General features: G+C 58.2%; 19 protein-coding genes and 1 pseudogene. 13 read left to right on the forward strand and 7 right to left on the reverse strand.

Features of this window, described 5'->3' with window-relative positions:
* Positions 1–48: 48 nt before the first annotated feature.
* Both B3M52_RS01280 and B3M52_RS01285 read right to left on the reverse strand, forming a co-directional pair.
* On the reverse strand, positions 49–300 hold the full coding sequence (locus B3M52_RS01280; RefSeq protein ID WP_041335685.1) for a hypothetical protein: 252 nt from the start codon (positions 298–300) through the stop codon (positions 49–51).
* A gap of 10 nt (positions 301–310) precedes the next feature.
* A complete protein-coding gene (locus B3M52_RS01285) occupies positions 311–1,786 on the reverse strand; it encodes a DUF4331 domain-containing protein (protein ID WP_036202030.1) in 1,476 nt (491 codons plus the stop codon).
* 262 nt (positions 1,787–2,048) lie between these two features.
* Here B3M52_RS01285 and B3M52_RS01290 point away from each other — a divergent pair.
* From B3M52_RS01290 to B3M52_RS01300, 3 genes and pseudogenes are all read left to right on the forward strand, one after another.
* Positions 2,049–2,943, forward strand: a pseudogene (locus tag B3M52_RS01290) (PLP-dependent cysteine synthase family protein).
* Between the two features lie 31 nt (positions 2,944–2,974).
* The gene (locus tag B3M52_RS01295; protein WP_041335689.1) at positions 2,975–3,532 is read left to right on the forward strand and encodes a sigma-70 family RNA polymerase sigma factor; all 558 of its coding nucleotides are present in this window, start codon (positions 2,975–2,977) and stop codon (positions 3,530–3,532) included.
* Entirely contained in the window at positions 3,529–4,236 is a 708-nt protein-coding gene (locus tag B3M52_RS01300; protein ID WP_075196301.1) for an anti-sigma factor, read from the forward strand. The genes B3M52_RS01295 and B3M52_RS01300 overlap by 4 nt, the downstream gene beginning before the upstream one ends.
* A gap of 30 nt (positions 4,237–4,266) precedes the next feature.
* Here B3M52_RS01300 and B3M52_RS01305 read toward each other — a convergent pair whose 3' ends face one another.
* Positions 4,267–5,688 (reverse strand): HDOD domain-containing protein, encoded by a 1,422-nt coding sequence (locus B3M52_RS01305; RefSeq protein WP_036205527.1) that lies wholly within the window; start codon positions 5,686–5,688, stop codon positions 4,267–4,269.
* A gap of 201 nt (positions 5,689–5,889) precedes the next feature.
* On the opposite strand from B3M52_RS01305, the gene B3M52_RS01310 reads away from it, so the two are divergent.
* From B3M52_RS01310 to B3M52_RS01320, 3 genes are all read left to right on the forward strand, one after another.
* Positions 5,890–6,897 (forward strand): methionine ABC transporter ATP-binding protein, encoded by a 1,008-nt coding sequence (locus B3M52_RS01310; RefSeq protein WP_007155139.1) that lies wholly within the window; start codon positions 5,890–5,892, stop codon positions 6,895–6,897.
* Positions 6,897–7,574: a methionine ABC transporter permease gene (locus B3M52_RS01315; protein WP_007155138.1), complete on the forward strand. Its 678-nt coding sequence runs from the start codon at positions 6,897–6,899 to the stop codon at positions 7,572–7,574. Before B3M52_RS01310 ends, B3M52_RS01315 begins: the two co-directional genes overlap by 1 nt.
* Before the next feature lie 189 nt (positions 7,575–7,763).
* Positions 7,764–8,546 carry a MetQ/NlpA family ABC transporter substrate-binding protein gene (locus B3M52_RS01320; protein WP_075196300.1) on the forward strand — a complete coding sequence of 261 codons (783 nt, stop codon included), beginning with the start codon at positions 7,764–7,766 and terminating at the stop codon, positions 8,544–8,546.
* A 75-nt stretch (positions 8,547–8,621) separates the two neighbouring features.
* Here B3M52_RS01320 and B3M52_RS01325 read toward each other — a convergent pair whose 3' ends face one another.
* Both B3M52_RS01325 and B3M52_RS01330 read right to left on the reverse strand, forming a co-directional pair.
* Positions 8,622–9,275: a peroxiredoxin gene (locus tag B3M52_RS01325; protein WP_041335694.1), complete on the reverse strand. Its 654-nt coding sequence runs from the start codon at positions 9,273–9,275 to the stop codon at positions 8,622–8,624.
* A gap of 138 nt (positions 9,276–9,413) precedes the next feature.
* Positions 9,414–10,772 carry an alanine/glycine:cation symporter family protein gene (locus B3M52_RS01330; protein ID WP_036202046.1) on the reverse strand — a complete coding sequence of 453 codons (1,359 nt, stop codon included), beginning with the start codon at positions 10,770–10,772 and terminating at the stop codon, positions 9,414–9,416.
* A 243-nt stretch (positions 10,773–11,015) separates the two neighbouring features.
* Between B3M52_RS01330 and B3M52_RS01335 the strand changes: the two genes are divergently transcribed.
* The 3 genes from B3M52_RS01335 (at position 11,016) to fghA (ending at position 13,407) form a co-directional block, all read left to right on the forward strand.
* Positions 11,016–11,987 (forward strand): alpha/beta fold hydrolase, encoded by a 972-nt coding sequence (locus B3M52_RS01335; RefSeq protein ID WP_083637254.1) that lies wholly within the window; start codon positions 11,016–11,018, stop codon positions 11,985–11,987.
* A gap of 118 nt (positions 11,988–12,105) precedes the next feature.
* Entirely contained in the window at positions 12,106–12,525 is a 420-nt protein-coding gene (locus B3M52_RS01340) for a CBS domain-containing protein (protein ID WP_036202051.1), read from the forward strand.
* Between the two features lie 36 nt (positions 12,526–12,561).
* Positions 12,562–13,407, forward strand: coding sequence for an S-formylglutathione hydrolase (gene fghA, locus B3M52_RS01345; protein WP_036202054.1), 846 nt, complete (start codon positions 12,562–12,564; stop codon positions 13,405–13,407).
* A gap of 18 nt (positions 13,408–13,425) precedes the next feature.
* Here the strand turns inward: fghA and B3M52_RS01350 are convergent, their stop codons facing one another.
* Positions 13,426–14,547 carry an HD-GYP domain-containing protein gene (locus tag B3M52_RS01350; RefSeq protein ID WP_075196299.1) on the reverse strand — a complete coding sequence of 374 codons (1,122 nt, stop codon included), beginning with the start codon at positions 14,545–14,547 and terminating at the stop codon, positions 13,426–13,428.
* Between the two features lie 240 nt (positions 14,548–14,787).
* Between B3M52_RS01350 and B3M52_RS01355 the strand changes: the two genes are divergently transcribed.
* Positions 14,788–15,783, forward strand: coding sequence for a GGDEF domain-containing protein (locus B3M52_RS01355; protein WP_036202060.1), 996 nt, complete (start codon positions 14,788–14,790; stop codon positions 15,781–15,783).
* Between the two features lie 14 nt (positions 15,784–15,797).
* On the opposite strand, the gene B3M52_RS01360 is transcribed toward B3M52_RS01355, so the two are convergent.
* The gene (locus B3M52_RS01360; protein WP_036205529.1) at positions 15,798–17,186 is read right to left on the reverse strand and encodes an MATE family efflux transporter; all 1,389 of its coding nucleotides are present in this window, start codon (positions 17,184–17,186) and stop codon (positions 15,798–15,800) included.
* A 165-nt stretch (positions 17,187–17,351) separates the two neighbouring features.
* Here B3M52_RS01360 and B3M52_RS01365 point away from each other — a divergent pair, with 165 nt between their 5' ends.
* The 3 genes from B3M52_RS01365 to B3M52_RS01375 all read left to right on the forward strand — a co-directional run bounded on the left by B3M52_RS01365 (position 17,352) and on the right by B3M52_RS01375 (position 21,488).
* Entirely contained in the window at positions 17,352–18,218 is an 867-nt protein-coding gene (locus B3M52_RS01365; RefSeq protein ID WP_041335698.1) for an EamA family transporter, read from the forward strand.
* A gap of 156 nt (positions 18,219–18,374) precedes the next feature.
* On the forward strand, positions 18,375–19,952 hold the full coding sequence (locus B3M52_RS01370) for a methyl-accepting chemotaxis protein (RefSeq protein ID WP_036202065.1): 1,578 nt from the start codon (positions 18,375–18,377) through the stop codon (positions 19,950–19,952).
* Positions 19,953–20,105: 153 nt separating this feature from the next.
* Positions 20,106–21,488: a sodium-dependent transporter gene (locus B3M52_RS01375; protein ID WP_036202075.1), complete on the forward strand. Its 1,383-nt coding sequence runs from the start codon at positions 20,106–20,108 to the stop codon at positions 21,486–21,488.
* Positions 21,489–21,555 lie beyond the last annotated feature (67 nt).

The following is a 21,555-nucleotide window of genomic DNA, read 5'->3' on the forward strand; positions in this document are numbered from 1 at the left end:
GGGAATGTGCTTGCCGGCTTCAGGCGTACTGAAGGCCGGCAAGGGGTCCTATTGGATGAACAGATCGTCGAAGGCCTGTTCATTATTCTGGTCATTGAAGCTGAACTCCTTGTCGTTGATCTGAACGGCTTCACGGGTGTCGTCGGTGTTTGCGATCTCAGCCTTCACAAAGGTTGAGAAATCCACCGCCGGATCTGGCCTGTCACCGCCACCGCCGCCGCTACTGCTGGAGCCGTCGAAACACCCCGCCAGTGCCAGGGTTATCAGGCCCGTTCCGGCTAACTTCATAGTGAGTTTCATGATTCACTCCTTATGAGTTGGGTGAGCCGGCCAGCGGAGTTGCCAGATATGGGAACACTTCCTGGAGCTCAGCTGGGTCAAGTTGCACACCGTCGGTAAACGGGGCGTCCTTGTTCGGGGCATCAGTGGTCAATGCGCCCATGACTACACGCAGGGCAATATCCACGGTGTCATCCACCGGGCGACGGCCATTCGGGAAGCCGGCGTTGTCACCACCGAGAACACCCAGGTCATTTTGCGAGGCTGCAGGTGTGGCTGCGATTTCCGGGTTCAGTCGCAGCATTTCTGACGTTTGCACGCCTACCGGCATGTTTACATCGGGTACGCCGGTCAGGAACGCTGTTACCAGATCGGTCCGCGGGAAGTTATTCGGTGCCTCAGCGCCTGCGCTGCTGAACAATATTTCCAGCAGTTCGGGCAGGGTCGGATGAGTCACGTAGGTAGCGAACTGGCCATCGTTCATGGGCTCGCTGGCGTTGAACCGGTCCTTGTCTTTCAGGCCGATCACGACTTCGTTTACCAGCGGCATACCGAGACGTGATACCTGGGTCCATGCGCCGCCTTCAACGGTTGCACCTTTGCCATCAACGGTCGGTTGCGGATTGATGACTCGGGCCTGGCGAACGCTGGCGGTCGTCCAGCCGCCGATGACGGGCTGATCCATTCCGGTGACTGCGGTGCCGGTCAGGCACTCGGTCGGTACTTCCAGGGCGAAGGAGGTCACGTTCTTGTCTGCAAGATCACCGGCACCTTCGCCGTCACGTGGGCCGAGCGGGTTGGTGTTGACCAGGTCGAAGATCTCGCCAAGGTTGACCGCGAAAGCTTCCTTGCGTTGACCCACGAAGACCTGCCCGTTGGTGGCGCAGCCTGGAATGCCAATCTCGAAGATGTGCTGGTTGGCGTAAGCTTGGTATCCGCCGGGAAACGATTTTTCGCCGATGTTGTCCAGTGGCTTGTCGAAGGTGGCGGTGCCATCCGTGACGTTGGTCGCGGTCTCGACAGTACCGGTACGACGGTCGCCCCGAATAACCGATACAGTATAGTCTTGGCTGAACTGTACGTTCGCTTCGTCGCTGGCATCACCGATGTTTTTGAGCGGTACGGACACCATTCTTTGGTCGCCGTCGGGGCCGACCGGCAACTGTTTATCCTCTAGGTTATCCGAGAACTGAAAGCGGAACGTGAGGTTTTCCTGTGCGTTGCCGCTGTTGTCGATGTGGATTTCATAAACCGCGTCTTCATCCAGATCGAAGTAGTTGGGACCGCCATACGCATCCTGCAGTGGCAGGTAATTCGCGATCAGGGTGACGAAATCCGCACGTCCCGTCTCGTAACTGCGGAACATGTAGAAATCGGTCCCGTCCACCTTGGGTACTTCAGTGATAAAGGGTGCTTCGCGGTGGCTTGAGGCGTTTGCTGCGCCGGCACTGATACAGAGTCCGGCAACCGCAATGGCGAGGCCGGAGCGTTTTAGTAAAGTATTCATTCCGTTTTCCTCTTCTATTGTTGGTGTTGCAAAGGGGGTTACGGAGCGATTAGAGAAAAGGATGCAGTTCTCACCAAAAAAAATTGAAAGCGTCTTATCCGGAAGCAGGCTGACTTAGTACGAATAGTGAGTGCATCACGTTCAGCCAACTTGTGAGGCGTGTGTCAGGTGGCGGGGCTGGCGGTCCAACACAGCGTTATTCTTCAAGTCGACCCAGAGCGACTATGCTTCATGGTGTTTGTTTGATTTCAGGGCCAACAACATGCTCCATCGCACCCAATGGGTTTCCGACGCCATTGCCCGCATTGATGCGGATTTCAATCGTTCTGCAGACACCCATCTGATCAAGCTGGACCTGCCGGGCCTGCGTGACGTTGATATCTATCTCAAGGATGAGTCGACCCACCCGACCGGCAGCCTCAAACATCGGCTGGCACGCTCACTGTTTCTGTTCGGGCTCTGTAATGGCTGGATTACGCCAGGCACCCCGATCATCGAGGCCTCGAGTGGATCGACAGCGGTCTCCGAGGCCTATTTTGCCAAGCTCCTCGGGCTGCGTTTTATCGCAGTCATGCCCCGAACGACGTCGGCACAGAAAATTGCCAAAATCGAGTTCTATGGGGGCGAGTGTCACCTGGTGGAGAATGGCAGTGAGATCTACGCTGAATCTCAGCGTCTGGCCCGTGAGCTCGGTGTTCTATGACGCCTTCGCTAGCGGGCGGTCTGATATTGTCGGCCAGTGCGGTTCGCGCATTGAGGGTATTGGTCGCCCCAGGGTTGAGCCCTCTTTCAGCCCGACGGTGATTGAGCGCATGGTTCGCGTACCCGATGCCGCCAGTTTTGCCGCGCTTCGGTATCTGGAGCGTCATCTTGGCCGGCGTTGTGGCGGCTCTACCGGTACCAATCTGATTGCCACACTGAGCCTCGCCAGTGAAATGCAAAGTGCCCGAGAGGGCGGGTCGGTTGTCACGCTTCTGTGCGATGGTGGCGACCGTTACACCGACACCTATTTCAATCCCGCGTGGCTTGCCAACCAGGGCCTGGAGTTAACCAAGTGGGAAAAAGCGCTGGACGATTTTGACCAAAGCGGCGTGTTTGAGCCCGATCTGATGACCTGCATGCATCCTGATGGGCATTCTGAACGTAAGGTCGACTAATACCTGTAGAACAAAACAAGGGATCGTATAGATGGTAACCAGCAACTCTGAGCAGGATGATCTGATGGGACTGCTGATCGCAGTGTCCCGGGAAGACCGACTGGCCTTTCAGCGGCTGTATGAAAAAATTTCCGGCAGGATGTTCGGGCTTTGCCTGAAACTGGCCAGTCAGCGAGATCTGGCGGAAGAGGCCGTTCAGGATGCCTTTGTGCAGATATGGCACCACGCCGGTGAATATCACAGTGAGCGTGGCGCTCCCCTGAGCTGGATGCTGACGATTGCCCGTTATCGCACACTCGATCTTATGAGGAATCGGAAATCGCGGCCGACGTCCGGCGATGCCCACCTTGAGCGTGTTGCCGATGAACGTGACGGCCCGTTGGACGAATCACTTCGCGTCGCGGGCAGCGCCGAGCTTCGCGGGTGCCTGGATGAACTCTCAGAGACGCAGCGGGACAGTATCCTGTTGTCTTATTATCGGGGGTTTACCCACGATGAGCTTTCCGAGGCCCTGAGTTCTCCCATTGGAACCGTAAAAAGCTGGATTCGGCGCGGATTAATGGCTTTGAAGAGGTGTCTGGAACGATGAAAAAGACACCGGAAAGAATAGAAGCATTGGCAGCGGAATACGTGCTTGGCTCCCTTCATGGGGCAGCCCGTCGGCGTTTCGAGCGCTGGATGATGGAGTCGGTTCGAGTCCGCCAGGAAGTCTGGTTCTGGGAAGAGAAGCTGGGGCACCTGGGCGCACGCATTGAGGAAGAACAGCCTCCGGCGTCGGTCTGGGCTGGCATCGAACGCCGACTTTGGCCCCGGGAGGATAAACCCGGGTCGGCAGTTGCGGCCAATGATGCGTCCGGCCGTTGGTTCTGGCCTGGCTGGAGCATGCTGGCAACGGCTGCGGCGCTGGTGCTGGCCGTTGTCCTGGTGCAACAGCCAGAGCCAGAGGTGGATGACCGTCTTTCCGGCGCCATCGTACAGGCGGACGTGAGCGATCCCCTATGGTTGGTCAGTGAGTCATCGCTCGACAGGCAATTGAAACTGCGTCCCGTTGCCGCGACGGCGGCCCAGCAGGGCAAGGATTACGAATTGTGGATCGTGCCGGCGGATGGCCAGCCCCTGTCGCTCGGGGTTATTCCGGTGGGTGGAACCTATCAGGTAACTCTGGATGATGAGGCGCGTGCGCTTCTCAGCAATAGCCGAACACTGGCGATCAGCCTGGAGCCGGTGGGAGGCTCTCCCACCGGCCAGCCGACCGGGCCGATCCTACACGTTGCGAAATTGTATGAACTCTAATCGTTGAGTGCGGATGAATGGCTCGGCAAACTAATGGCTCGATAGCAGCGTGATGCACAGCTGGGCGTTCTGGACAAAGTGTCCGAACGCCGTCAGCTGATCGTCGGAGGGCACATAGTCCGCCGCCGCGTTGTCCGCGTAAAACAGGCCAACCAGTCGCCCCTTCGCTTTCAGGGGGCCGATCAGCGCCGGCACGTTCCCCAGCCAGCGATCATAGGCAACCCCTTCGGTTTTCGATTTTGGCAGATAGACACTGCAATCAGCGTGGGGTAAGAGCGCCCCGAGAGGACCGGTGCCATCCTTGCGGATGGTGAAGTTGTCCTTCCAGGCTTCGGTGCCCCTGCCCCCCAGCTTGCGCGGTACCAGTTCAAGCCCGCTGCGGTCGCTCATCAGCAACACAACCCGCTGCATGCCGATTGCCCGGTGAATGCCCTCGATGACCAGCTGACAGACTTCGTTGATGTCCGGTTTGTCGGTAAGGCTGTGGGTAAGATCGCGGAGAATCTGTAACTGCAGGTTGGGGTCCACCTCTGGTGCGCGCACCGCCTCCTCGCCGGAGCTGCCCTGGCTGCCAGGCATCAGCGCGGTCACCTGGGGAATACCCAGCGACACCGCGACCCGCGCGGCTTCTCCGGCATTCACCTTGAGCTGGTCCCGAACGGCTGCAGGGTTCTCTCCGATGTCCTGCCCCAGGGCTTCCATGACCTTTTCCATGTCGTCGCCGCGCCAGCCATTCTCGGACAGTCTTGCCATCTCAACGGAGTGGCGCACCAGGCTGGCGGCCTTCGAATTGGCCTGCCCGGGCGCAACCACCTCGCGAATAAAGGGGCCGAGTGACCAGGCGTCCACCAGGCCACGGGTAATTTCGGTAAAGGTGGTGTGGAGCGCGGCTTTCTGGGCTTCCAGTGTCGGCTCCCCCTCGCGCAGCCGGGATTCCAGTTCACTGGCCTGCTCGGTCTCGCAGGACCAAAAAGCCAACTCGCCAATGTTCATCAGCAGGGCCCCGATGAACACTTCCTCCAGGGCGTGCTCGTTGCGCTTTGGCAGCAGGCAGCGGGCCTGGACGGCGGCGTGGATGGCGCGGGCCAGGCAGCGAAGCAGGTGTGGGCGGTCGTTGCGTTTGAGCAGGGAGTCTACGATCAGGGACGAGATGGCCATGGACTTCACGGCGTCGAAGCCGATCAGGGTGATGGCGCGGCTTACGGTGCTTACCTGGGTGCGAGTCTGGTTGTAGAACACCGTATTGGACAGCCGAAGCACCTGGGAAGTGAGCTGGGCGTCGTTGAGAATAACGTTTGCAAGCTCGTTAACCGTGCTGTTACTGCTGTCAGTCAGTTCACCAATTCTGCGAAGAGTGTTTGCCAGTACCGGCAGTTCCACTTTGCTGAGGTAGGTCACCCATGCCTGGGTCGAGTTCATCCTTGAGGGCGGAGTCTCGGTTTTTGTGGTCAAAATTGCGCGCGCCTCGGGATTGTTAGTCATGTTCTTGTAATGAATCAGTCTAGTTCAGTCGTGGTCTTCGTGTCAGGTGGCAAATGGTGTAAGGGGATTTACCAAGGTGGCGGATTCGGGTTTGCCATCGGTTTGGTTTATAATCGCGCGTTTTACCTCTGCACCCACAAGGCGCTGACAAAGCGTTCACAAGGCAACGTTGTGATTGTATTTGACCAGGTACAGAAGTCCTACCAGGTAGGTGGGCGGGCGATCCCCGCGCTGCACCCCACCAGTATGACCATCGACACCGGCGAGGTGTTTGGCATCGTCGGCCATTCCGGCGCGGGCAAGTCCACCCTCGTGCGCCTGATCAATCTTCTGGAGCCACCCACCGGTGGTCGCATCCTGATTGATGATGAAAATATCACCGGCTACAACGCCAGCGAGCTACGGGCCTTCCGTCGCAAGGTGGGCATGATATTCCAGCACTTTAATCTGCTGTCCTCGAAAACGGTGGCGGACAACATTGCCTTCCCCATGAAACTCGCGGGCATTTATTCCCGCACCGAGATTCGTGACCGGGTGGACGAGTTGCTGAAACGGGTCAGCCTGGTGGATCAGGCCAATAAGTACCCATCGCAGCTCTCGGGTGGACAGAAGCAGCGTGTTGGCATCGCCCGCGCCCTGGCCTGCCGCCCGACGATCCTGCTTTGCGACGAAGCCACCAGCGCCCTCGACCCGCAAACCACCCAATCGGTCCTGAAGTTGCTGGCGGACATCAACCGCGAACTCGGCCTGACCATCGTACTGATCACCCATGAGATGGACGTGGTACGCCGTGTCTGTGACCGGGTAGCGGTGATGGATGCCGGCGAAGTCGTCGAAATGGGCGCGGTCAGTGATGTCTTCCTGCACCCGAAGCACCCGACCACCCGGGACTTCGTCTTCGAGAGCGAAAGCATCGACCATGAGGAAATGCAGCAGGACCTGCAGCACGCCAAAGGCCGCATTCTGCGTCTCACCTTCCGTGGCGAATCCACCTACACGCCACTGCTGGGCAGCGTGGCGCGGGAATCCGGCGTGGATTTCAGTATCCTCTCCGGCCGGATTGACCACATCAAGGACACGCCCTACGGCCAGCTGACCCTCTCGCTGGTGGGCGGCAATCTCGATACCGCCATGCAAGCCTTTGAGGCGGCGGACGTTCACGTGGAGGTGCTGCGCTGATGGAAGCCTTGATGGGAGACCTGTTGAGCAACGTGGACTGGACCGAGATCGGCTGGGCCAGTTGGGACACCCTGGTGATGGTGGGCATGTCGCTGCTGTTCAGCGTGCTGATCGGCCTGCCGGTAGGCGTGCTGCTGTTCCTGTTTGGCAAGCGCCAACTGCTGGAACAGCCCATCGCTTATGCGGTGCTGTCCTTTGTGGTGAACGTGCTGCGTTCCGTACCGTTTATTATCCTGCTGATCGTGATGATCCCGTTCACAGTGATGTTGATCGGTACATCTCTTGGCGTGGCCGGCGCGATTCCGCCACTGGTGGCCGGTGGTGCTCCTTTCTTTGCCCGTTTGGTCGAAACGTCGTTGCGCGAAGTGGATAGGGGAATCATCGAGGCTACCCAGGCCATGGGCGCGACTGTAAAACAAATTGTATTCGGAGCCTTGTTGCCGGAGGCCCTGCCGGGCATCATCGCCGGTATTACGGTTACCGCGATTACGTTGGTGTCCTACGCTGCCATGTCCGGCGTAGTCGGCGGTGGCGGTCTTGGCGACCTGGCGATCCGCTTCGGTTACCAACGATTCCAGACTGACGTAATGGTGATTACAGTGGCGCTGTTGGTCATTTTTGTACAATTGCTCCAGATGGCGGGCGACCGTCTCGTTCTGTATTTCAGCCGCAAATAGGCTCAGTTTGGGTGCAAGCCCATGGCGGGAAAGCCCTTCCGAAAAACGCCCGTAAGTACGTCCCTGTAGGGCTCGGTCGCGCCATCCCTGGCGCTCCACGTTTTCGGAAGGGCTTTCCCGCCACGGGCCCGGAGTCTTTGCTGGCTTCCGAGGTCTGAATGATATTTTAAACAACAGGAGAACGTGCTTATGAACTTCAAAAAGACCCTGGTGGCAGTGGCTGCCATTGCGACATTCTCTTCCGCAGCCCTTGCGGAAAAGCTTTCCGTGGCGGCAACGCCGGTACCTCACGCCGAGATCCTGGAATTTGTTAAGCCCAAGCTGGCGGAGCAGGGCGTGGAGCTGGATGTGAAGGTGTTTACCGATTATGTCCAGCCTAACGTGCAGGTGGATCAGAAGCGGATGGACGCGAACTTCTTCCAACATCAGCCGTACCTCGACGAATTCAACGATGGCCGTGGTACCAACCTGGTCAGCGTAGTGGGTGTCCACGTTGAGCCGTTTGGTGCCTACTCAAGCCGGATCGACTCTCTGAAAGCGCTTGAAGACGGGGCCACAGTGGCGATCCCCAACGATCCCACCAACGGTGGCCGTGCATTGCTTCTGCTGCAGAAAGCCGGTCTGATCACCCTGAAGGACGGCAGCAAGATCACCGCTACGCCGCGTGATATCGCTGATAACCCGAAAGACCTGGAATTCAAGGAACTGGAGGCTGCTACCCTGCCGCGTATCCTGAACCAGGTGGATCTGGCGCTCATTAACACCAACTACGCGTTGGAAGCCGGCCTTAATCCGACGGAAGATGCGCTGGTTATTGAGGGGGCTGAATCGCCGTACGTGAACATTCTGGTGGCTCATGAAAGCCGCGCCAACGATGAGGCAATCCAGAAGCTGGCGAAGGTGCTGACAACGGATGACGTCAAGGCGTTTATCAAGAAGCAGTACGAGGGAGCCGTGGTTCCGGCATTCTGAGGCCAGGAACGATAGGCATAAAAAAGCCGGGCATCAGCCCGGCTTTTTCGTTTCAGCGGATTGCGCGTTCAGCGCTTAATCGCCACTCCAGTTCGATCCCGGGTCCGGCGTCATCCGCAGGTAGGACTTCACCGCCCGATAGCCTTTCGGGAAACGTTCTTTTATTTCATCCTCATCCTGCAGGGACGGCACGATCACCACGTCGCCGCCGGGTTCCCAGTTGCCTGGTGTTGCCACTTTGTGAATGTCGGTCATCTGCAGCGAGTCTACAACCCGCAGCACTTCGTTGAAGTTGCGACCGGTGCTGGCCGGGTAGGTGATCATCAAGCGGATTTTCTTATTCGGGTCGATCACGAACAGCGATCGCACGGTCAGCGTCTCACTGGCGCTGGGGTGGATCATGTCGTAAAGGTTAGACACCTTGCGATCGTGGTCGGCAATGATCGGAAAGTTAACGGCACAACCCTGGGTTTCGTTGATGTCCTTGATCCAATCCTTGTGGGAATCGACCGGGTCCACACTCAGAGCGATTGCCTTGACGTCACGCTTGGCGAATTCGTCTTTCAGCTTGGCCGTCAGGCCGAGCTCGGTGGTGCACACCGGCGTAAAATCGGCAGGGTGCGAGAACAGTATGCCCCAGCTGTTGCCCAGCCATTGGTGAAAGTCGATCCTGCCTTCACTGGAATCCTGCTCAAAATCCGGTGCGGTATCTCCCAGACGTAAACTCATCGCGTTTCCTCCTTTGATGATACGAAAGCCCGGCCAGACGAAGCGCCGGCACAAAATTCAGTCTATACGATAAACAGTGGAGGCGGATGGGAGAAAACCAAGGGGTCTTGATTTGCCTCATCCGACTCCACTTACGTATCAGCTAACGCCGACTGACCGCTCTTTCTCGAAATGCTCACGGGTGAGCTTGAACACCACCGGGCTCAGTAGCAGCAAGGCCACGAGGTTTGGCAGCGCCATCATGGCGTTGAGCGTGTCGGCGATCAGCCAGATCAGGCCAAGGTTGATGGTGGCACCGACCGGTATCGCCAGTATCCAGATCACGCGGTACGGCACGATGGCTTTGACGCCGAACAGGAACTCAATGCAGCGTTCGCCGTAAAACGACCAACCGATAATCGTGGTAAAGGCAAAAATCGCCAGGGAGATGGCGACAACGTAATTGCCAAACCCGGGCAGTCCGGTTTCAAAGGCCAGTGAGGTCAGTGCCGCACCGGTCTCACCTGACGTCCAGGCGCCAGAGCTGATGATGACAAGGCCGGTGATGCTGCACACGATGATCGTGTCGATGAACGTGCCCAGCATGGCGACCATGCCCTGGTTGATCGGGTTCTTGGTCTGGGCTGCCGCGTGGGCGATAGGGGCGGAACCGAGACCTGCCTCATTGGAGAAAATGCCGCGGGCCACACCAAAGCGGACAGCGGCCCAGACGGCGGCGCCGGCAAAGCCACCTTCGGCGGCAACCGGACTGAACGCGTGTGTAAATACCATGGCGATGGCGTTCGGAATCTGCTCGGCGTTAATGGCCAGTACCATCAGGCCAACCAGGATATAGGCGATGGCCATAAAGGGCACCAACGTGCTCGCCACCTGCCCGATGCGTTTGATGCCACCGATCAGCACAAGGCCTACCAGTACCATCAACACAAGGCCGGTCACCCAGTGCGGCAGGTTGAAGTTGGTTTCCAGAACATCGGCCACCGAGTTGGCCTGCACGGTGTTGCCAATGCCAAACGCGGCCACAGCGGCGAAGATGGCAAACAGCACGCCCAGCCAGGCCCATTTTTTACCCAGGCCGTTGCGAATGTAGTACATCGGGCCACCCGTGTAGGCGCCGCGTTCGTCCACTTCCCGGAAGCGTACCGCCAGTACCGCCTCGGAATATTTGGTCGCCATACCCACGAGGGCGGTCAGCCACATCCAGAACAGCGCTCCGGGGCCGCCCAGGAATACCGCGGTGGCAACGCCAGCAATATTACCGGTGCCAACGGTAGCCGACAGCGCGGTCATCAGGGCCTGGAATGGAGGAATCTCGCCCTCTGATTCGGCCCCGGTACGGCCTTTCCACATCAGTTGGAAACCGGCTCGCAGTTTCAATACCGGCATCAGCTTCAGGCCAATGCTCAGAAACAGGCCGACACCAAGAATCATCACCAGCATGGGCGGGCCCCAGACCAGTGCGTTAATGCTGCTAATAAACGACTCAAAGGCTTCCATGGGAATCTCCCTGTGTTTGTGCCTTGGTATTGAGGAGCTTCCGCGACACCGGCGATATGGATCTGAGTAGTACAGATCTGAGCTCGGCGGAAGCGTATAACTCATTGAGTTTATATACTTATTTCCATCTGTAAATATTCGCTGCAAAGAATTCGCTGTTCTGACGCGACGTGGGTCTGCAAAGCTATTGGATTCGTAGCCTCTCGGGTTAAGCTGTGGACTGGTTATCTCAGGAGTCCCTCAATGCCGGAAACCCTAAGCCACTCTGATTGGAGTTCTGCCGATACGTCGGTCAACGCCATGCCCGAGACCCTTCACGTCCAGGCAGGCGAGCTGTCGTTCTGTGTAGAAACCCGGGGAGATCCCGCCGGGGAGCCAGTGATCTTCGTGATGGGATTGGGGGCGCAGATGACGCTCTGGCCGGAGGCGTTGCTGGACCAGTATGTTCGTGAAGGCTTCCGGGTAATCCGGTTTGATAATCGCGACATCGGGCTGTCATCGCACCTGAAGGATCGCCTGGAGGGTCATCCGGTTGCGGTCATGGCAAGGCACCGGATGGGCCTGCCGATCGCCGCGCCCTATACCCTGCATGACATGGCGGACGATGTCTGTAAGGTGATGGACGCCTTCAGCCTGACCTGCGCTCACCTGGTGGGTGTTTCCATGGGCGGCATGATCAGCCAGTTGGTGGCTGCGAATCGCCCCGAACGCGTGCGCTCGGCAACCCTTATCATGACCTCCACCAACAGCCCGCGCCTGCCGATGCCAAAATCAAAGCTGATCTGGCGCCTGGCAGGTATTGGCGCGAAGGGGCATGATGAAGCCGCAGTTGTCGCACGCTCCCTGGACTTCTGGAAGGCGATTCAGAGTCCGGGCTACCCACCTCGCGAACAGGAAGTGAGGGACCGGATCGTACGGGAGTTCCGGCGCAGCTATCATCCCGCCGGCATTCTCCGCCAGACCCGTGCCATCCTTGCCACTGGCAGCCTGTCATCAGCCACACGGCGCATACGGGTGCCGGTATCCGTGATTCATGGCAAGGCCGACCCGCTGGTGCGGCCGGTGGCTGCGGAGCAGTTGGGATACCTGATGCCTCATGCCCGCGTTGAGATGATTGACGGAATGGGGCACGATCTTCCGGAACCTCTGTTGTCGCGGTTTGCCCAGATCGGCTTTGAAACCATGGCGCAACAGCCGAGGCAGGGCAACGGCTGACGGCCGGTGCCCGCAGAAAGAGATGGCCGGTTGCGGGTTTATACTTCCAGTTTTCGCCCCCATTGCCTATGTTTAAAGAGGGACGAATCCAGAATATGACTGGTCAGGGAGTCTGCCAATGCAATCGCTAAAAGTATCCGATGTCATGTGGAACCACATCGAGCCCATTCGTCGTGGAACGCCCTTAACCAAAGTGGTCAAAACACTGCTTCACAACCACGTCACTGGGCTGCCGGTCGTGGATGACCACCGCAAGGTGATCGGGTTTGTTTCCGAACAGGACTGCATCCACGCCCTGCTGGTGAGCAACTACCACCACGAAGGCGACCCGATCGTGGACGACGTTATGTTTCGCAATCCGGTCACCATATCCCCGGAAATGTCTGTTGTGGATCTGGCCCAGAACCTGGGCGCAGGCAAGCCCAAGGTCTACCCGGTGGTTGACCATGATCGTTTGATCGGTATTGTGACCCGCACTGCCATCCTGGCAGAGTTTGCAAAGGCCGGTTATGGCATAGAAGTACCGAAATACGCGTAGTCAGAAGACTGTGAATTTTCCGACTGAGAGGTTCCCATGCAACTGCTCTCCACCAACGTCTGTTTTGGCGGCGAACACCGGCGCTACCAGCACCACTCGGCAGCCCTGGACTGCGATATGGAGTTTGCGGTGTACCTTCCTCCTGTTGCCGTGGGCAGCAACCCTCAAAAAGTGCCGGTTCTTTACTGGCTGTCGGGACTGACCTGTACCGACCAGAATTTCATGCAGAAGGCCGGGGCCCAGAAAAAAGCGGCGCAGTTGGGCATCGCCATTGTGTGCCCTGACACCAGCCCCCGTGGTCTGGACCTGCCCGGTGAACATGACAGTTACGATTTCGGTAGTGGTGCCGGTTTTTACCTGAACGCCACACGCCAACCCTGGGCCCCTCACTATCGAATGTACGATTATGTGGTGAAGGAATTGCCGCAACTGGTGGAAGGCCACTTGCCGGTGACAGAGGATCGCAGTATCAGTGGTCATTCCATGGGTGGTCACGGGGCACTGATCGCGGCGCTGAAGAATCCCGGGCAGTACAGATCCGTGTCTGCTTTTGCGCCGATTGCCAACCCCAGCGAGTGCCCCTGGGGTCAAAAAGCCTTCAGCGGTTATCTGGGGGACGACCCGAAAACCTGGGAAGAGTGGGATGCGACGCTGTTGATTCCCGGCGCCAGCGAACGCTTACCGCTGCTGGTGGACCAGGGTACAGCGGATGACTTCCTTGAAAGTCAGCTCAATCCCGAGGCGCTGGTCGAGGCATGTGAGAAGGTGCATCACCACATCAATCTGAGAATGCACCGGGGTTATGATCACAGCTACTTCTTCATCGCCTCGTTCATCGATGACCATCTGGAGCATCACGCCCAGGCGTTGGGCTTGAGATAATACAGAGCGCGTAGAGCGTTAGTGGAAACCCCAGAGTAGCCCGAAGTCCATGGAGGGCATCACTTCGGGCTGTTCAACGTCGATAATATTGAAATCCGGCTGGCTGCAATCCCGCTCAAAGGTGCCGCTGTAACGATTGCCCCTGGGACCAATGATGGCTTTGGCAAACGGGCCACGGTGACGGTGCGGGCGCCGGACAATCACCGCCACTTCGTTGTTGGCGAGCCTCACCAGAGTTCCTGGCGGATGATCGGTCAGAATGGCCAGCAGAGCCCGCGGAATGGCAGGGCGTAGTTTGCCGTCGGCCAGCGAAGCGATCAGTTTGCGGGCCTCGGTTATGTTCATTCGTTCGCGATAAGCCCGCTTCGTTATCATTGCCACATAGCGTTCCGCCAGCGCCAGGATTTCCGCCTCACCCCGTATGTCGGTACCACTCAACCCATGGGGATAGCCCGAACCGTCCGCCTGTTCGTGGTGCTGCGCAATGATTTTGAGTAGCAGTGGGCTGGTGATGTCGGCCTCTTTGAGTGCCTGAACGCTGCGTTCGGGGTGTTTGCGTATCACCGCGCGCTGCTCGTCGGTCAATACCCGGTTGGAAGCATTGAGTTTGTCGGCCACCGGCACCAGAGCCAGGTTTGCCATTAGCGCAGCACTGATCAGTACGGCGATCCGCTTGTCATCGAGGCCGAACCGGCGTGCAGTAAACTGACAGAGAACGGCATAGAACAGTATCTGTTCATGGATGGTGGGCTCGATCGAGTACAGGTGCACCAGTGCCAGGCTGGCCTCCGGGGATTCCTGGCACATCTGGTCAATCATTCGTGACAGGCCAAGTACCCGTTGGCGGGCACTGTCATCCTGGTTAGTAATGGCGTTTAGCGAGGATTCCAGGGTTTGCAGTAATACGGGATAATCCGCAAACGGGTTGCGGAGACGGATATCTTCCTGAATATCCTCGTCGGGGCGCTCAATCACCCGGGGCTGGAACAGGCCACGCTCGAACAACTGCTCCAGCTGAATGTCATTCTGTATGACGTAGCCCTGTCTCAGCAGAACATTGCCATCGGCGTCATAGACCGTCCAGGGCAAGGGCTTTCCAATGGTCAATGCGCCGGGTGCGATACGAAGAAGGTTCTGCACTCAATGGCTTCCTGGTGCTTATTATAATAATGCTTAAGTTTACCCCTTAAGCCGATACCAACTCCAGTTGTTGAACGGTCGGGAATGGGACGTTTGCGGTGATATGGGAATCTGCGTCCTTTGATTTAACAAAGTATTTCATTTGTGCGTTTGTTAAATTTCGTTGCGTTCAGCTTCCGTAATCGGATCTTGCGCTATGATAGTTTGCTAATAAGACCTTGGTAGGAATGTACTGTCACTATGCTCTATCGTCTGAAAACAGATTTCAGGCTGTCCATCATCACGTTGTTGGCCATCAGTGCCATTCTGGGGATAACCCCCTTTGCGGTGATGCGGTTTGTCCAGGGCAACGTGCTGGCCGGGGTGGTCGATCTGGGTATTATGCTGGCGATCACCGCCGGAATGATTTACGCCTGGATAACAGGCGATACCGCTCGCAGTGGTTTTGCAATGGCCCTGGTGGCCTGCGGCGGGGCGGTGACAGTCGGAGCGTTGGTCGGAGAGCCTGGGCTGTTCTGGTTATATCCGTGCCTGGTGACAAGCTTCTTCCTGACGGAACCCCGCTACGCAATTTTTATCAATCTGGCCGCCGTTGTTGCCTTGATGGTGCATGGCGTGGCCTTCAGTTCTCTTGTCCAGATGTGGACCTTCGCCGCCACGGCTATGGTCGTCAGCTGCTGCGCCTATGTGTTTGCCCATCGCAACGAGAACCAGCGGGAGCGCTTGGAACACCTGGCCACAATCGACCCCCTGACGGGCGTCAAAAACCGCCGCTCCATGGATCAGGAGCTGGCAATGGCCGTTGCCAGCGCTTCCAGAAACGGCATCTCCTACGCCCTGGTGTTGCTGGATATCGACTACTTCAAGAAGATCAACGACGAGTATGGGCACAACGTAGGGGATGACGTGCTGGTGGAAATGGTGGCGTTGATCGAACAGAACATCCGCAAGTCCGATCAACTGTTCCGCTTTGGCGGTGAAGAGTTTGTATTGCTGATGCCCGGGGTGGATTCAACCGGGTTGAAGGCGGTCATGCACAACCTGCAGCACATCATGCACAAGTTCCTGCGTCACCCCGGGGGGCAGGTTACCGCCTCCTTTGGCGTTGCCCTGCTCCAGGCTGGCGAAAAACCTGATGATTGGCTGGCGCGGGCGGATGAAGCACTTTATGAAGCAAAGGACACCGGGCGCGACCGTATTGTCTACGCGGACGACATGGTCGCCAGCCCTGCGTGATCGCCCCGGCAAGACTACTCTGGTTTTGGCGAGTACAGAAATAATCGCAGCCCCAACAGGATACTGGCGGACGCCAGCCCACAGGTAAGCCCCACCCAAAAACCAGCGGCCCCCATGGCAGGCAGCAACCAGTCGGTAAAGGTCAGCACCCACCCCAGCGGCAATCCAACGCCCCAGAACGAAAACAGCATGATGAGCATGGGAATGCTGGTGTCTTTGTAGCCCCGCAAGGCGCTGATGCAGGTCACCTGAATCACATCGGCAATCTGGAAGAAGGCCGCATACACCAGCAGTGTCACCGTCACGGCCTGAACGTCCTGCTCACCGGTGTAGAGCGCTGCAATTCCTTCTGCGAACACAAACAGCAGCACGGCAAATACCAGCGCCACCGCTGACGCCAGAATCAGCGAACTGCGGGCGATGAGCCGGGCAGTATCCGGCGCCTTGGCACCCACCAGGAAACTCACCCGCAGGGTCAGCGCCATTCCGATACTCAGCGGCAGCATGAACACCAGCGATACCACGTTCAGCGCGATCTGGTGCCCCGCCACAATCACTGGCCCCAGCGGTGCCAGGAACAGGGCTATGACCGAGAACATGCTGGCTTCCACAAAGATGGTAAAACCAATGGGGATGCCCAGGCGCAGGATATAGCGGATGCCCGCTGCGTCCGGTTTGGCCCAGTCTGCCAGCAGGTGAAAACGGCGATACACCGCACTGCGGTTCAGGTAGATCAGCAACGCCAGGGCCGCAACGCCGTTGGAGATGGAGGTGGCCCACCCACAGCCGATGCCGCCCATGGCCGGGAGGCCGAGTTTGCCGTAAATGAAGATGTAGTTCAGGGGCAGGTTGATCAGGGTTCCCAGCACCGAGAAGGCCATAATCACCCGGGTATGGCCCAGCCCGTCCGTCAGCCCTCGCAGTGCCATGATCATCAACATCGCAGGAATGCCCCAGGCGAAGGCGTCCAGGTAGCCCTGGGTGATGCGGGCGGTGTTGGTTTCCAGATTCAGGGCATCCAGCACCGGGTGCACGTTGGTCAGCAGCAGGATCATGATCACCGTGCCGCCGGCTGCGATATAAAGCCCCTGCCAGGTCGCGGGCATGATTTTCTCGGTGGTGCGCGCCCCGTTATAACCGGAAATGATCGGCTGCAGGGCCCCCAGGAGGCCCATGAAAAAGAGGAACACCGGCATCCACAGACTACTGCCAATGCCCACGGCCGCCAGGTCTTCGGCACTGGCGTGGCCTGCCATCACGGTATCAATGACCCCGTTGGCCATCTGCGCCACCTGGGCAATCAGGATCGGTCCGCCCAGGACGGCCAGCGTGCGCCACTCGGTCAGTGTGCGCTGGACCAGAGGCTGGCGGACTTCTGGTAATGGCTGGTGGGTTTCGTCCATGGAATCGTGAGCCCGGGCCGGAGAGATAAATTGGAAACTGTCAGGTGCGCTGGATGGTACCCCATTCTCCACTCCGGATGTCATAGGGTGTTTCCGTGGCACTGTGTACAACCCAGTGCAGTAGCGGGTAAAGTGCCGCCTTCCAATGTTTCAGGTGCGGGTAATATGGGTCTTCTGATTTTCGTAACAGTCCTGTGGGCGTTTTCGTTCAGCCTGATTGGCGAATTTCTGGCCGGGCGTGTGGACAGCGATTTCGCGGTGTTGACCCGTGTGGTGCTTGCCGCCCTGGTGTTTCTGCCGCTGACCCGCTGGCGTGGGGTTCCCGGAGGCTTGAAGCTGGGTGTACTGGTCACCGGTATGCTGCAGTTCGGTGTGACCTATTTGTGCCTGTACCGCTCGTTCAGCTACCTGACCGTGCCGGAAGTTCTGCTGTTTACCATTTTCACGCCACTGTACGTTACCCTGATCGATGACGCCCTGTACCGGCGCTTTTCGCCGATTGCATTGGTTGCCGCAGCCGTGGCAACGCTGGGTGCAGGGATTATCCGTTACGACGGCCTGAGCCAGGGCTTTATCACTGGCTTCCTGCTGTTGCAGGTGGCCAATTTCACCTTTGCGGCGGGCCAGGTCGGCTATAAGCACACCATGATGCGCTTCCCGACGGAACTGCCGGCCTACCGTACGTTTGGTTATTTCTTTTTCGGGGCACTGATCATTGCCCTGCCATCCTTCCTGATCTTTGGCGATGCCAGTCGTCTGCCCACGACCTCGTTGCAGTGGGGCATCCTCGCCTGGTTGGGCCTGGCAGCGTCCGGTATCGGGCTGTTCCTGTGGAACCGGGGGGCATGCCATGTGGATGCCGGCACTCTGGCAATCATGAACAACATGTTGGTGCCCGCCGGGTTGCTGGTCAATCTGGTGATCTGGAACCGGGATGCCGACCTGTTGCGACTGGCCATAGGAGGCGGTGTTATCGCCCTGTCGCTGTGGTTGAATGCGCGCTTTCATCCGCGGGCAAGGCTGGCGGTGTAACGGTACTCCCCGTTGTCTGTAAACGGTCGTCCCGGTTCACTCTGACATCCTCTGGATATCGGATATTTCACAATGTTTGCTGACGGCGTCTACGCTTAGAGTTGCCATAATTGCCAAACCAAATGTGGAATGGCCATGTCAGGGAGACAGCCTGTAATGCGAAAAAACCTTCCGGTTACCCAGCGTGAAGTCCGAATGGCCGAAAGCGGTCGACTGATTACCACCACCGATTCAAGAGGCGTCATTACGTACTGCAATGACGAGTTCGTCGACATTAGCGGTTTCTCTCGAGAGGAGTTGGTCGGCCAGCCCCACAACGTAATCCGTCATCCGGATATGCCGTCGGCTGTATTTCAGGGAATGTGGGAGTACCTCAAGGCCGGAAAACCCTGGATGGGGGTGGTCAAGAACCGCACCAAGAGCGGTGACCACTATTGGGTGAGCGCTTACGTGACCCCGATTCTTGAAAACGGAAAAATGATTGGCTTCGAGTCGGTACGAGTCTCGCCAACCCGTGAGCAAGTGGCGCGGGCTGAAAAACTCTATCCGAAGCTGTCTGCCGGCAAGGCGGTCGTCAGTGTCCAAAGTCGGATTGCATCTGTCTTGCGGTCAGGATGGCCCTTTGCCCTGTCGTTGGTCCTGAGCCTGGTGGCGTTGACCATGCTGGGCAATTCCGGGATGGCCATCGGCGTGATCGTGGTAGCTCATGTGTTGGCAGCGGGGCTGACCCTCAGGTCCATAACCGCCCGCCTGCAGAGCCTGCTTGACCTGCGCCCTGACGCCTTCCGTGATGCCGTTGTGGCACGGACCTACAGTGATGAAAGCGGCCTGTTCTCGCAGATGGCCATGCTGATCATGAGCGAGAAAGCGAGGATTCGTACCGCCCTGGCCCGTATTGATGACCAGGCGGAGCTACTGTATGAGCATGCCAGGGCGAGCCACCGTTACATCAGCGAGGGCGCCGAGTCGATTGCCAAACAGCGGGCCGAGACCGACCAGACCGCATCGGCCGTTAACGAAATGACGGTGTCGATCCAGGAAGTGACTGAAACCGTGAATGGCAACGCCAAAGTGGCGGAAGAAGCCAACCGGATGGCGGCCACCGGCAGCAAGCGCAGCGGTGAGGCCCTGACGGCCATCGAACAGCTGGTCACCCGGGTGAACGGCATTGGCACGGCCATCCAGAAACTGGGTGCCTCAACAGAAAGCATTGGTGAGGCCGCCAGCCTGATCTCAGACATTGCTGAACAAACCAATTTGCTGGCACTGAATGCGGCCATCGAAGCCGCCCGTGCTGGCGAGCAGGGTCGAGGGTTCGCCGTGGTGGCGGACGAGGTCCGGTCGTTGGCCCGCCGCACCCGGGATTCCACAGTACGTATACAGCAGGTCATTGACGACTTCCGTAGCCAGGTGGAACAAGCCGTTCAGGCCACCCGTGAAGGGGAGCAGGATGCAGGCAAGGGCCTGGAGAAGGTGCGGGAGGCAGAAACGTCCTTGCAGGAAATCGTGTCTTCGATCCATGATATTTCCGACAGCTTCATCAGCATGTCGGCGGCCTTTGAGGAGCAGAGCCAGGTATCCGAGGAGATCAACCATCAGGTGGTCAATATTGCCGAACTGGCCGATCACAGTACCCAGCAGGCGGATTCCGCCAAGGACAGCAGTAACAGTCTGAGCCAGATGTCCCGCGGGCTGAAAGATCTGGTCTCCCGGTTCGTGAGTAAAAACGGCTAGTTATCGGCCGGCCCCGGAGATGTTTACGTCCCGGTGCCGGCCCTGGCTGGCATCCTGCGCATACTGCTGGCAAAATCCCGCCCCATCTGCTGAAGCAGGCCTTCGGCATACCTCTTCTAATCGATTCATCAGCCAAAAGCACAGGATGAAACAATGACTGGTTCCAAATCTACCCCGGCCCATCGTGGGCTATGGTCCTCCCGGATGGCCTTTATCCTGGCCGCGACCGGTTCGGCCGTCGGGCTGGGCAATATCTGGAAATTTCCCTATGTCACCGGCGAAAATGGTGGTGGCGCTTTCGTACTGGTATACCTGCTGTGTATCGCCATCGTCGGTATCCCCATCATGATGGCGGAGGTTTATATCGGCCGTAGTGGCCGACATAATCCGATCACCAGTTTCCGCCTGGTGGCCGAGCGCAACCTGGCGTCACCGGTATGGCGGATCTCTGCCATTGTGGGTGTGCTGGCAGCGTTCATTATCCTGTCGTTCTATTCTGTCATCGGGGGCTGGGCGGCGTCCTACGTTGGCCACGCGGCCATGGGCGATTTTACCGGCCAGAGCGCGGACGCCATCGGTGAGCTGTTCGGCGGCCTGCTGGCCAGCCCGGTTACACTGTTGATCTGGCACACCATCTTTATGGCATTGGTGATTTTCGTGGTGGCCCGTGGCCTCAAATCCGGCCTGGAGCGAGCCGTCACCATCCTGATGCCCGCCCTGTTCGTGTTGCTGCTGGTTGCGGTGGGCTATGCCACTACCACCGGCCACTTCGGTGCTGCTGTCGCCTTCCTGTTTACCCCTGATTTTGGCGCCCTGACCATGGATGGCGTACTGGTAGCGTTGGGCCATGCGTTTTTCACCCTGAGCCTGGGTATGGCCATCATGATGGCCTACGGTTCCTATCTGGGAGACGATGTGTCGGTCGGGCGGACTGCAGTGACCGTGTCCATCATGGATACCGTGGTGGCGCTGATGGCCGGCCTGGCGATTTTCCCGGTGGTCTTTGCCAATGGCCTGGAAGCCGGTGCGGGCCCCGGCCTGATTTTCCAGACCCTGCCATTGGCCTTCGGCCAGATGCCGATGGGCAGCATATTTGGTGCCCTGTTCTTTGTGCTGCTGTTGTTCGCGGCCTGGACCTCCGCTATTTCACTGCTGGAGCCAGTGGTTGAATGGCTGGAAGACAAACTGATCGTTGGCCGTGTGGGAAGCACGGTGGTGGTGGGGGTTGCCTGCTGGCTGCTGGGTATTGCGTCCATCCTGTCCCTGAACGAGTGGTCTGGTTTCGCGCCCCTGGGCATGTTCGAGCGTTTCGAGGGCAACACCATCTTCGATCTGCTCGACTTCTTTACCGCCAACGTGATGCTGCCGCTGTCCGGCCTGCTGACGGCCCTGTTTGTCGGCTGGTGCGTGGCGAAAGAGTCGTTGCAGAGCAATTTGGCCCTTTCCGGAGGCAGCTTTGCGCTCTGGTACAACCTGGTTCGCTTCGTAACACCGGTGGCGGTTGCGATCGTGTTTGTCTACAACCTGATGTCGTAAAGGCCGTCAGGGGATTGAAAGAAACCCGGCCCACGCGGCCGGGTTTTTTTGTTGTGCGCCAGGCATG

The organism is Marinobacter sp. UBA2688 (genome assembly GCF_002352785.1).
Taxonomy (GTDB): domain Bacteria; phylum Pseudomonadota; class Gammaproteobacteria; order Pseudomonadales; family Oleiphilaceae; genus Marinobacter; species Marinobacter salarius.